Source organism: Clostridiales bacterium (assembly GCA_017569285.1).
GTDB lineage: Bacteria > Bacillota > Clostridia > Christensenellales > Aristaeellaceae > Aristaeella.
Window position 1 is genome coordinate 1,650,322 of sequence record CP069419.1, and the last position, 13,303, is coordinate 1,663,624.

The following is a 13,303-nucleotide window of genomic DNA, read 5'->3' on the forward strand; positions in this document are numbered from 1 at the left end:
GTTTACACATATGCGTTCAGAGAAGGCTCATGGAGGGTCGTTCACAATGGGTTTGGTTCGCCTGAAGGATATTGCGGAAGAGTGCGGGGTTTCAATCGCGACGGTCAGCCGCGCGTTGAACGGCCTGCGGCGGGATGACAGCAAAACCGCCGCGGTGATCCGCCAGGCCGCGCGGGAAATGGGATACGTCCCGAACGCCGCCGCGCTGGCCCTCAAAACCAGCCGCTCCAATACCATCGGGGTCCTGTATGAGGACAAGCTGGATCATGAATACTTCAGCGCCCTCCTGGATGACCTCCGGCGGGAAGCCGGAAAGCTAGGCTACCACCTGGCCCTGATCGGCGGTCCCGATCCGACGCAGCCGGGCTATGTCGAGCAGGCCCGCTGCCGGAACCTGGACGGCGTCATCATTATCCAGGCGGATTTTGAGTCCCCCGAGGTCGCCCGCCTCGTCACCGGCTCCCTGCCCTCGGTCATCATTGACCACCTGTATGAGGGGAGCATTTGCATCGGCAATGACAACCAGGAAAGCATGCGGCAGATCGTCCGCTACGTGTGGGAGCGCGGCCACCGCCGGATCGGGTATATCACCGGGGAAGCCGGTGTGGTCACCCGGGAACGTCTTTCCGGGTTTTACAGGGCCTGCGCGGAGCTCGGGCTCTGCGTGCCGGAAGGTTCGGTGCGGGAGGGGCATTTCCGCGCGCCGGAAGAGTGCGCCGCCCTCATCCGGTCGCTGATGGCTGATCCCGTCGGTGCCACCTGCATCCTCTGCCCGGATGACTACAGCTGCCTCGGCGCGATGTGGGCGCTGAAGGAAGTGGGGATCAGTGTTCCGGAGCAGGTCAGCCTCGTCGGTTACGATGGAATCCGGATGGGGCAGATGATTCGTCCCCGCCTCACCACCTACCGGCAGGATACCGCCGGAATCGCCGAAGAGTGCATGCGGCTCCTGTCCGGCGCGATCGAATCCCCGGACAAGTGGTACGCCCGGCAGGCAATCATCAGCGGAAAACTGGTGGAAGGCGAAACCGTTCTCGGACTTTCCCGCTGAAAAGCGGTGGAGATAAAGAAATAAAGTCAAACCGACATTCAAAGGAGGAATCCCCATGAAGAAATCCCTGTCAACCGTCCTGGCGCTGGTGCTGGCGCTGGTACTGTCCATCGGCTGCGTTGGATTCTCCGCGGCTGAAGAAGCGGCTGCTCCGGCCGGCCCCGTCGCGTACCTGATGTATGCGGACGCTGCCTGGGCCTATCAGTACTGGAGCGGAGACGCCCCGGAAGGCGTCACCCCCACGAATGTGGAAATCACCGGTCCCGGAGAATACACCGTCGGCCTGGAATTTGCTGAAGAAGCCCAGGGCCTGGCCTTTGCGGCCATCGGCATCAACGACGGCGAAATGAACCTGCCCGGCTACACCATCGAGCTGAAGGCGATCCGGGTCAACGGCGAAGCCATCGAAATCAAAAAGGGCTACACCTCTTCCGATGACGGAGTGGTCACCCGCATGAACATCTACAATGAATGGGTCGGCGAAGTCCCCTCCGATGCCCGTTCCTTTGACGGCAGCCTGTCGGATGCAGCCCCCATCATCGTGGATAAGGAAGCCTTTGCCGCGGTGAAGAGCGTGGAAGCGGACTTTGTCCTCCACCGCGCCACCGCCTATATCATGTACGCGGATGCCGCCTGGGCAAACCAGTACTGGGGCGGCGCCGCTCCCGAAGGCATCACCGCGACGAATGTGGAAATCGCCGAACCCGGTGATTACACGGTTGCCCTGGAATTTGCCGCCCCGGCCGAAGGCCTGGCCTTCACCGCGCTGGGACTGACCAACGGCGAGCTTTCCTTCCCCGGCGCTTTCCTGAAGATCAACGCGATCCGGATCAACGGAGAGCCGATCGAATTCACCAAGGGCTATACCTCTTCCGATGACAAAGTCACCACCCGCATGAACATCTACAACGAATGGGTCGGGGAGCTGCCGGAAGATGCCCATTCCTTTGACGGCACCGTGGAAGACGCGAAGCCCGTCATTGTGGATAAGGAACTCTTCACCGGTGTTACGAAGTTCGAGGTGGACTTCACCCTGGTGCCCGTCACCGATACTGCCTACCTGATGTACGCGGACGCTGCCTGGGCCTATCAGTACTGGGGCGGGGACGCTCCAGAAGGTGTCACCGCCGCGAACGCGGAAATCACCGGCCCCGGAACCTACACCGTCGGCCTGGAATTCGCTGAAGAAGCCCAGGGCCTGGCCTTCAGCGCCGTGGGCGTCGTGAACGGCGAAAAGACCTTCAACGGATATTTCATCAACGTCACCGATATCAAGGTCAACGGTGAGTCCATCGAAGTCGGCAAGGGCTACACCTCTTCCGATGACGGTATCTGCACCCGTGAGAACCTGTACAACGAATGGGTGTCCGAGCTGCCCGCCGACGCGCGCCGCGCGGACGGCGACCTGGAAGGCGCCGCTCCCATCGTTGTGGATAAGGAAGCTTTCGCCGCCGTGAAGAGCGTGGAAGTCACCTTCGACTACATTTACGGCAAGCCCGTCGTCAAGGATGACGACGCGCCGCTGACCGCCGAGGAAGCCGCCGAGCTCCAGAAGGTCGACTACAACGCCTACATCGGTGTGCAGAGCACCAGCTACATCTTCCGCAACACCTGGGACGAAGCCAACTACGGCCGCGATTCCGAGAACGCCGAATTCTTCACCCACCTGGTGGGCTGGGATGCGGACAACAACGCGGTGGATTACGGCGGAACCTTTGAGGACGTGCTCCTGACCAAGGACGGCACCTACTCGGTCTCCCTCACCACCGGCGAGATGGGCTTCGGAACGGATGATACCTTCCGTATGCTGTTCGTCTCCACGGAAATCCCCTCCAAGCTGGTGAAGGACGGCTATGTCACCATCAGCGATGTCAAGACCAAGATCGGTGACGCAGCCACCCGGGACTACACGGATGTGGATGTCTCCGGCACCTATGCCCGCATCGTCATCATCGATGAATACAACCGCGGCGACGCGCCCTTCGGCTACACCGTTCCCGGCGCGAACACCGCCATCACCATTACCTTTACCGTCACCGGCCTGACCGAGTGACAGACTCTCCTCCTTGCGGCGGCGCGGATTCCGGCATCCCGGGAAGCGCCGCCGCTTCTTCCCTTTCCTGCGCATTTGAAAAAGGAGTGACCCACCGCGATGGGAGTTTCCGGAAATAACGTTCTTCCGGCAGGGGAAAAGCAGGGCTTCGGGCAGAAGGCCGCGCTCTGGATTTTCCGGGCCGCCGCCCTGCTTACCGGAATGGCCATGTTCTTCCCGCCGGCCAATCCCGGCCGGATCAGCGAGAAGATCAACCAGGCTTCCAGTCTCTTCACCACCGGCGTCAGCCGGGGAACCATCACCAACAGCATGGGCCGGATCCTGCGGTCCCAGTGGATCCAGGATGCGGATATCACACTGCTGATGATTGCCTGCATCGTTGTCATGGTGGGCGTCATCGCCTGCGCTGCCGGAGCCTGCATGAGCCTGGGCAACCGGAAGATGCGCCGCCGGGGCCTGCTGTTTCCGCTCTTCGGCGCGCCGGTCATGGCCGCCGGCCTGCTGCTGATCCACCGGGCGTATTCCAATATGCTCGCCCACGGGGAAGAAGTTGGAAAGCTGGATACCATCAAAATCCTCCTGCCGGACGGCTTCACCGCCTTCTGTGTATTCGCCGGCCTCCTGTTCGTCTCGGCCCTGGTTGCCTTCCTGGCCACCCCGCCGGAGAAGAACCCGGAAGTCCGGATGGAAATGGAGGAAAAGTACCGCCTGTTCCTGATGATGCTCCCGGTCATCCTGCTTTCCTTCATCTTTGCCTACCTGCCCATCTGGGGCTGGCGCTTCGCGTTCTTTGACTACAAGCCCGGCGGCGCCATCGGGGCGGACAACTTCGTCGGCCTGAAGTGGTTCGCTTCGCTCTTCACCGATCCGGCCACCGTCACCGACCTGGTGCGCGTCCTGCGGAATACGCTCATCATGTCCGGCCTGGGCATCCTCACCTCGTGGCTGCCCATCGCCTTCGCCGTGCTGCTGGCGGAAATCCGTTCCACCAAATTCCAGCGGACCGTGCAGACGCTGACCACCATCCCCAATTTCATCTCCTGGGTCCTGGTCTACGCCATCGCGATCTGTATCTTCTCCACGGACGGATTTGTCAACAGCTTCCTCACCAATGTGCTGCACCAGACCGGTGCGAACACCAACTACCTGCAGATCGCGGACCACACCTGGCTGAAGATGCTCCTCTGGGGCACCTGGAAGGGAGTCGGCTGGAGCGCGATCGTCTATATCGCGGGCATCGCCGGTATCGACCAGCAGCTCTATGAAGCCGCCCGCGTGGACGGTGCGAACCGTTTCCGCTGCATCTGGCATATCACGATTCCCGGCCTGGTCCCGACCTATATGGTCATGCTCCTCATGAGCATCGCGGGCATCCTGTCCAACGGTATGGAGCAGTACCTGGTCTTTGAAAACGCGATGAACAAGGATGTCATCGAGGTCCTGGACCTGTATGTATACCATATCGGTATCGGGCAGAACCAGATCCCGCTGTCCACGGTCGTCGGAATCTCCAAGTCCCTCATCGGTGTAACACTGCTCTTCGCCGCCAACGGAATCTCCCGGGCTATCCGCGGCGAAAGCATCATATAAGGAGGTGCGGAAGATGGGCAGGAAAGAAACTGAAGGCACCATGCACATCCGGCGCACCGCCGGCGACAGGATTTTCGAAACCTCCGTGATCATCCTGTTCGTGCTGTTTACGTTTATCTGCATATTCCCGTTCTACTATCTGCTGATCAACACGATCTCGGATAACGACCTGGTTACCAGCGGACGGGTGAACTTCTTCCCGATGCTGAAGGACGCGGCCGGGAACGGCGTGTTCGGCGCTCATTTCAACAACTACACCGCGCTCCGTAATGTGCAGGACCTGGGCTCCAGCGTGCTGGTCACCGTCGCGCGCACCATTCTCGGCACCGCGCTGATGGTGATTACTTCCGCCTGGGCCGGCTACCTGGTCACCAAGCAGAAGATGTGGAAGCGCTCCTTCTGGTACCGCTTCCTGGTCGTCACGATGTATTTCAACGCGGGCCTCATCCCGTGGTATATGAACATGCTGATGATGGGCCTCACGGACAACTTCCTGGCCTATATCATCCCCAGCATGGTGGCGCCCTACAACATCATCCTGGTCAAAACCTACATCGAATCCATCCCGTCTTCGCTGGAGGAAAGCGCGGTTATCGACGGCGCGTCCACCCTCACGGTCTGGCGGAAAATCATTGTCCCGCTGAGCATTCCGATCCTCGCGACCATCGCGATCTTCGGCGCGGTCGGCAACTGGAACTCCTTCCAGGATTCCCTGCTGCTGATGAACAACCGTCCGGACCTGTATACCCTGCAGCACCGGCTGTATATCTACCTCAATTCTTCCAGCAACCTCGGCGCGATGATGAGCCAGGGTGGAAACATCAGTGAGCAGGCTGCTGCCAGCATGCTGAACCAGCGGGTTATCCAGTACACGGTTTCCATGGTATCCATCATCCCGATCCTGCTGGTATACCCCTTCATGCAGCGGTATTTTGTCAAGGGTATCATGCTTGGGGCGGTAAAAGGATGATAAAAAAACAGGAAAGAAGGAAAAAAACTATGAAAAAATGGTTGGCACTGATCCTGGCCGCCATGATGGCGCTGGCCGTCCTGGGCGGAGCCTTCGCGGACGCAGAAGACGACGCGTATGCCCGCCTGGAGGAAGTCGGCGTCTATGACGGCGAACCGATCACTCTCAATGTCTACAGCCAGCTGGCGAACTATTCCGGACTCCAGGGTCACTGGAGCGCGGACCTCCTGCTGGACAAGTACAATGTACGCATCAATATCATCCCCGATTCCGACGGAACCTACGCCACCCGTATGGAAAGCGGCAACCTGGGCGATATCGTCGTCTGGGGCGCGGACGGGGACCAGTACCAGGCCGCCGTGGCCCAGGGCCTGCTCCTGGACTGGGAAGAGGACGGACTGGCGGAAGAATACGCTCCCTATATCTGGGAAAACTACCAGACCGCGCTGGAGGCCAACCGGGCCAAGAACAGCGACGGGAAAATCCACGGTTTCGGCCACAATGTCGCGCTGAAAGCCGGCAGCCATGAAAATTTCTTCTACACCTGGGATATCCGCTGGGATCTGTACCAGCAGCTGGGATGCCCGCCCGTAAAGAACCTGGATGAGCTGGCGGACCTCTTCGTGAAGATGAAGGAAATCTGCCCCGTTGACGAGAACGGAAATGAGACGTATGCCATCTCCATCTGGCCGGACTGGGACGGCAACATGGTCATGTACGTCAAGGCCCTGGCTACCGCCTACTATGGCTGGGATGAATTCGAACTGGGCCTGATCAATACGGAAACCGGCGAGTTCCAGGGCTGCCTGCAGCCGGACGGCATGTACATTGAGATGCTGCGCTTCTTCAACAAGCTGTTCCGCGCCGGGCTGCTGGATCCGAACTCTGCCAGCCAGACCTATACCACCATGGGTGAAAAGGTCAAGGCCGGCGGCACCTTCTGGTCCATCTTCAATTATGCGGGTTCCCTGATCTTCAACACCCCCGAGCACCTGGAAGCGGGCAAGTATATGTACACCTTTGTCCCGGAAGAGGCGACCCCCATTTCCTACGGCCTGTCCCTCTCCGGCGGCAACCGCATCTGGAGCATCGGCGCGGACGCGGAATACCCGGAAGTATGCCTGGCCGTCATCAACTGGCTGGCCACGCCGGAAGGCGCCCTCACCATGCTGTATGGTCCGAAAGGCCTGACCTGGGATTACAATGAAGAAGGCGGAACGTATTTCACTGCGCTGGGCCGCAAAACCAACAACGATCCCTCCTTTGACATGTCCGGCACCACCGTTATCGGACCGCGGACCGGAACCGCCTATCCGCAGACCGGCACCTACAATGACGGCGCGCTGCAGATCAACAACTCCACGCTGACCGCAAGCCAGCAGAACCCGGACAGCAAGCTGCAGGAAACCCTGGACAAGGCCGGCTGGGTCAGCGTCCTGACCGATGACATATACCCGATCCAGCAGGCATGGTGCGACTGGGCCGGCGCGGCCGACACCCAGCAGTACCTGGAAAACCATCCCTACAAGGTCATGCTGGATAAAGGCACCTATGCCCCGGCCACCCGGGACGGCGCGCTGGACGTAAAATGGAGCCAGATCCAGACGGCCGTCGTCACCTGGTCCTGGCGCGCGATCTATGCCGCCAACGATGGCGCGTTTGACGGTATGATCCAGCAGATGATCAATCAGGCCAACGGCTACGGCTACGCGGACTGTGTCGCCTGGTGCGAAGAGCAGGCAGCGCTGTGCTGGGCTGCCCAGCAGGCGCAGGCTGCCGCCGCGGAATAAAACGGCCCCTGCGCGGCCTGCCCCGGCGGGGCAGGCCGCATTTTTACCGGAAAGGCAGTGAAATATTAGATGAGAACCTTTTTGATGATCCTGTGCGCCGCGATGTCGCTGCTCCTGGTCCTCTGCGGCTGTGCCGCCGCGGAAGAAGCGCCGGAAAACGCCATTGAAATGAGCCGGCGGATGGGCAACGGCATCAACCTGGGAAACACGATGGAGGCCTGCAACAACGGGAAATACAGTTCCATGAACCTGCAGCCCCCGTCCTTTTATGAAATTTACTGGGGCCAGCCGATCACCACACCCGAAATGCTGCAGGGCATGAAGGCCTGCGGCTTTGATACCATCCGGATCCCCGTGGCCTGGATGACCAACGCCACCCACCTGGCCCAGGGGGACTACACCATCTCGGAAGCCTATATGGACCGGGTGGAGGAAATCGTGAACTACGCGCTGGACGCCGGCATGATCGTCATCATCAACGATCACTGGGACGGCGGCTGGTGGGGCATGTTCGGCTCCGATACCGAAGAAACCCGGAACCTGGCCATGGAAGCCTATACCGGCATGTGGAAACAGCTGTCCGAGCGCTTCGGCAAATACGACTGGCGCCTGGTTTTTGAAAGCGCAAACGAGGAGCTGGGCGCCCGGTTCGACGAGGACTCCCCGCTGTACTGCGATGACTCGATTGCCCATACCATGCCGGATGACCAGCGGTATGCGCTCACCAACAAGGTCAACCAGGTTTTCGTGGATACCGTACGCGCCTCCGGCGGAAATAATGCGGACCGCTTCCTGCTTATCGCGGGATTCGGCACGGATATCGACCGTACGTCCGACACCCGCTTTCAGATGCCGCAGGATTCCGCGGACGGCCGGCTGCTGCTCTCCGTGCATTATTACGGCCCCTGGAGCTACTGCGGCGCCACTTCGGCCAAGGGCGCGACCCTGTGGGGAAAGAAGAAGGATTTCGAAGAAATGTATTCCATCCTCAGCCGCCTGAAGAAGTTCACGTCGGCCGGCTATGGAATCGTCATCGGTGAATACGGCGCGCTGACGGGCAGCGATGGCATCATGAAGAAGAACGCCCCGGCCTATCACGAAGCGTTCCTCAACTGCTGCGATGCCCTGGACCTGGCCAGCTGCCTGTGGGACTGCAGCGGGTTCTTTGTCCGCCGGGAACTCCGGATTCCCGAGGAAGAGATGGCGGCGGTCTATGCCGGCCGGAACGCGGCATCCGAAGCCGGCCGGGATTACAGCGAAATCGCCGCGGCGGGAAAAGCCGCCTTTGACGCGATGGTCGCGGCCGCCCCGGATTCCCTCGTCGAAAACGCTCTGAACGTCACCCCGGACAGCTGTGTCGCCTGGATCATGTTCAGCGGCGGCGACTGGGCAGCCAGCTACAGCGTGGGCGATATCTATACGCCGGATTCTATCACCCCCGGTATCGTTCCAACGGACGTGGAAATCACCGGCCCCGGTGAATATACCGTCGCGCTGGATTTTACCGGCACGGACAAGGGATACGCTTCCAATACCGCCTTCTCCGCGATCGGTATCTCCAACGGGGAGCAGAAGTTCCCGGGCTACTGCATTTACTTCACGGAAGTCATCGTCAACGGGGAGCCCCTGAAGCTGAAAGGGCGCAACTATACCTGCTCCGATGACGGAAAGTGCACCCGCAGTAACCTGTACAACGAATGGGTGGACATCAAAAACGCCCGGAGCGGCGCGCGTGTCCTCTACGGGGACCTCACCGGCATCTCCGCCACGGTCCTGGACCGGGAAGCGCCGGCCATGCAGCAGATCCGAACCCTGGAGATCACCTTCCGCTACGAACCCCGGAAATAAAGCTCTGTACGGTTTGCAAACTGCAAACGTTTAACTGCAGCGCTTTCATACCGATCATCCCCCATGGAGTCCATGGGGGATATTTTTGCATATTCCGGTCAGTTTTTTTCCGGATCTGAAATCCGCTTCCTTTCTTGCTTTTCACGGTTTTATGCAGAATTTTTGTCAATATGCTTCCCTTTTCATTTTTTATACACTGTATACAACAAAAAAGGGGCCGCCCCGGATCTGGAGGAGCCGGTGCGGTCCGGGAAAACCAGATATGGAAAGGGAGAGGGAACCATGAAAAAAGCAGGGGCTGCATTGCTTCTCGCACTGGCGCTGTGTATCGTCGTCTGCGCGGCGCTGGCGGACAACGCACAAATCACTTATGTGCCGGCATCCATCGTGATTGACGGCGAAATCGACGAAGCCTGGAACCAGGCTGAAAGCATCAGTCTGGATAAGGTATTTAATGTCAAGACTTCTTATTCCAGTGGCATAACTCTAACCCCACAGGAAGAAGCTCAAACCAATGTCTCCCTGCGTACACTTTGGAACGGCAGTGTGGTATATCTTTTAATTGATGTTTCCGATGACTATATTCGAGATGAGGATAAAGTCACCATCGGCCTGGATCTGATGAATGACAAGCTTCCGCTGACCGAAGAGGACGATGCCGTCATCAATATCAACCCAAACAGCGGCGCTGCAACTGTTAGTTGGGGCGGTCTGGATACTCCAAAGTATCAGCGGCTTACTGGTACTTCTGTCAAAAAGAAAATCGACAATGAAGGAAAAACTGTCGGTTATACTGTAGAATTGGGATTCTTTATCAGTGACTTTGCATTCAAGGGCGGAGAATCATTGGGCTTTGATTTCAGTGTATTGAATTATGGCGCTCATGTTTACTCCGGAACGACCAATGAATTCCTGATCTATCATGCCGACAACGACTTCAGCAGCGGCGATAACAAATGCAACGTGTACGGCACGGTCTCTCTGGAAACCCCGACGGAGGAACAGTGGGCGCAGCGCCCCATGGACAAGAGCCTCCTGAATTCCCGCATCGGTATGGCAGAAGCCCTGCCCCATGGTATCTGGGAAGACGAAACCGCCCTGGCGGACGCCCTGGCCGCGGCAAAAGCGGTATATGCGGATGACACGGCGGACCGGGATAAGGTGGACAACGCCACCGCCGCCCTGCAGGCCGCCATCGACAATATGCGCCATGTGGATGCGGTATCCGGCCATAACCTGCCGGACCTGCAGGATACTCCCGTGCTGAACAACCTGCCCGATCCTTTTACCTTCCTGAACGGAGACGGAGTTACATCCGGTAACTGGGCTGACCGTGCCGAGGAAATCAAGGCGATGGTCCAGTACTATGAATACGGCTTTATGCCGGATGACCCCGATGAAGTAACTGCTTCCTACAATCCTGCCACAGGTATCATCACCATAAATGTAACTGTTGGCGAAGTGACAAAAAGCTTCAATACAAACTTATTCCTTCCTTCGGGTACAAAAGAGTTTTTCGAGGATGGAAAAATACCGGTCGTGGTTAATTACAGTACGTCAAACAATACCAATATCAGCAGCGCAGGCTATGCCCAGGTGGGAATTTCATACACAGATCTGGCCATGGACATCAACGACCATATAGGCTTATTTTATGACCTGTATCCATATGATGCGGAGCAGTATGCTGATCGCGGCACCATGATCGCCTGGGCCTGGGGGGCCAGCCGCGCACTGGACGCACTGGAATACCTGGATACACATGATGAAACCCTGAAAGGCAAACTGGACCTTTCCCGTATCGGCGTTACCGGTGCAAGCCGCCTGGGCAAAACCGCCCTGGTCGCCGGCCTGATGGATGAGCGCTTCGGTGTTACCGCCCCGCAGGAGAGCGGCTCCGGCGGTGCCGGCACCTACCGGTATGTCAGCTATTCCACCGAGGAATTCCCCCTGCAGTACAGTTGGGCGGACAGCCCCGCTTCCGGCTCGGAAGTACTGCCCCATCGGCCGCGCAACCAGGGCTACCAGCACAACCAGATGCTGTACTACGCACTGGATGACCGCTGGTTCGGTGATGATTACCCGGATACCTCCATGGGCGCCCGCCTGCCCTATGACAAAAACCTGATGCTCGCGGCGCTGGCGCCCCGCGGCGTATACGTCATCTGTTCCAATAACGATGACGCGAACAACCCCTATGGCGATTCTGTCAGCTATGAGGGAGCCCGGCCGGTCTTCCGGGCCCTTGGTGTGGAGGACAACCTGGCGCTGGACGTGAACATGAAAAACCGGGGGCATCATACCTCCTCTGATCAGTTCCAGCGCCTGATGGAATATATGAACTGGTATTTCTACGGCATTGAAATGTCGGAGGAAACCAAAACAAAGCTGCACACCAACCCCTTCAAGGACGAAGGCGCCTACGCCCGTTACGGCGGCCTGGAAACCATGATGGAAAACTATTCCGGCTTCCATTATGTCATCACCTTTGATCCGGGCGAAGGTTCCGGTACAATGGACAACGCCTATGTCGTTGCCGGGGAAAAATACACCCTGCCGGAAAACGGCTTCACTGCACCGGAATACAAGGAATTCGCCGGCTGGGACGCGGGCAGCCCCTTCGATGAAATTGAAGTGGACGGGGACACCGCCGTCACCGCCCTCTGGCAGGATATCCCCAACACCTACACCTTCATCACCGGCGGAGCGGGCACCTGGACCCGCGGCTGCGGAAAGAACATGGAATTCACCGTCAAGGGCAGCCCGAATGATACGATCACCTTTGACCTGTTCGGCGGAATCAGTATGGACCGCAAACCCGTTCCCGCCGGCAGCTATACCGCCACACGCGGCAGCGTGAATATCTCCGTCAGCGCGGAATACCTGGACTCCCTGGAGGACGGCAGCCACACCCTTTCCGTCAAAATCGGGGAAAGCACCGCGGAAACCACCTTCACCGTCGCGTCCCCGGCCCCCGCTACTCCCACAGACCTGGGGCCGGTCGTTACGGATCCGCCCGCAACGCCCACCGACCTGGAGCCGACCGAAACTGACAAACCCACGATGACCGACCCGCCAGCCGCGACTGACAAGCCCACCGTCACCGATCCGCCGGCCGCGACTGACAAGCCCACCGTCACCGACCCGCCGGCCACGACCGACAAGCCTACCGTCACCGATCCGCCAGCCGCGACTGACAAGCCCACCGTCACCGATCCGCCGGCCGCGACTGACAAGCCCACCGTCACCGATCCGCCGGCCGCGACCGACAAGCCCATGGTAACCGACCCGCCGGCTGCGACCGACAAGCCCACGGTGACCGATCCGCCGGCCGCAACCGACAAGCCTGCGGTAACCGACCCGCCGGCTGCGACCGACAAGCCCACAGTGACCGATCCGCCGGCCGTGACCGACAAACCCACCATTACCGACCCGCCGGCCGCGACTGATAAACCCACAGTAACCGACCCGCCGGCCGTGACCGACAAGCCCACGGTAACGGAAAAGCCCGCCGTAACCGACAAACCGGCGCCCACCTCAAAGCCGGTTTCCCCGGATTCCGGTTCCTATGATTTCCGGTTCAGCTTCACCGTGCGCTGGGATGCCGACCCGGCTGAAAGCATCGACTGGGTGCTGTACAACGCGGACGGCTCCGTCGCCCACAAGAAGTTCAACAAAAAGGTGAGCGGCAGCGAATGGCGCTATGAAGCCTGGTTCTCTACCGCCGGGGATTACTACATCGTGGAAAATGTGCCCGCCGGCTATAAGGTACGCTATGAGAACACCGGTACCCATGCTGGGGTTACAGACCGCTGTTACAACGGCGGTACCGTCATCAACTACAAGGTGCCCAAAACCGGCGACCCGGCCGATCCGCTCATCTGGGCCTGCGTGGCGGCGCTGGGCCTGGCTGCTCTGTTCCTCATGTGGCGCCTGCTGAAGGAAAGCAAGGACGACCGCTGATCACCCGATAACCCTTCACTTTTCTCCCGGCCCGGGCG

Annotated in this window: 7 protein-coding genes; all 7 read left to right on the forward strand. The window is 59.3% G+C overall.

Annotation, left to right across the window (positions count from 1 at the left end; all coding sequences use genetic code 11):
- Positions 1–46: 46 nt before the first annotated feature.
- The 7 genes from JNO48_07100 (at position 47) to JNO48_07130 (ending at position 13,265) form a co-directional block, all read left to right on the forward strand.
- Positions 47–1,051 (forward strand): LacI family DNA-binding transcriptional regulator, encoded by a 1,005-nt coding sequence (locus tag JNO48_07100; GenBank protein ID QTE66993.1) that lies wholly within the window; start codon positions 47–49, stop codon positions 1,049–1,051.
- Positions 1,052–1,106: 55 nt separating this feature from the next.
- Positions 1,107–3,104 carry a hypothetical protein gene (locus tag JNO48_07105; protein ID QTE66994.1) on the forward strand — a complete coding sequence of 666 codons (1,998 nt, stop codon included), beginning with the start codon at positions 1,107–1,109 and terminating at the stop codon, positions 3,102–3,104.
- A gap of 207 nt (positions 3,105–3,311) precedes the next feature.
- Positions 3,312–4,694 carry a sugar ABC transporter permease gene (locus JNO48_07110; GenBank protein ID QTE69704.1) on the forward strand — a complete coding sequence of 461 codons (1,383 nt, stop codon included), beginning with the start codon at positions 3,312–3,314 and terminating at the stop codon, positions 4,692–4,694.
- A 40-nt stretch (positions 4,695–4,734) separates the two neighbouring features.
- A complete protein-coding gene (locus JNO48_07115) occupies positions 4,735–5,664 on the forward strand; it encodes a carbohydrate ABC transporter permease (GenBank protein QTE69705.1) in 930 nt (309 codons plus the stop codon).
- A gap of 29 nt (positions 5,665–5,693) precedes the next feature.
- On the forward strand, positions 5,694–7,454 hold the full coding sequence (locus tag JNO48_07120) for an extracellular solute-binding protein (protein ID QTE66995.1): 1,761 nt from the start codon (positions 5,694–5,696) through the stop codon (positions 7,452–7,454).
- A gap of 69 nt (positions 7,455–7,523) precedes the next feature.
- On the forward strand, positions 7,524–9,302 hold the full coding sequence (locus tag JNO48_07125) for a glycoside hydrolase family 5 protein (protein ID QTE66996.1): 1,779 nt from the start codon (positions 7,524–7,526) through the stop codon (positions 9,300–9,302).
- 282 nt (positions 9,303–9,584) lie between these two features.
- Entirely contained in the window at positions 9,585–13,265 is a 3,681-nt protein-coding gene (locus tag JNO48_07130) for a hypothetical protein (GenBank protein ID QTE66997.1), read from the forward strand.
- The last annotated feature ends 38 nt before the right edge of the window (positions 13,266–13,303 follow it).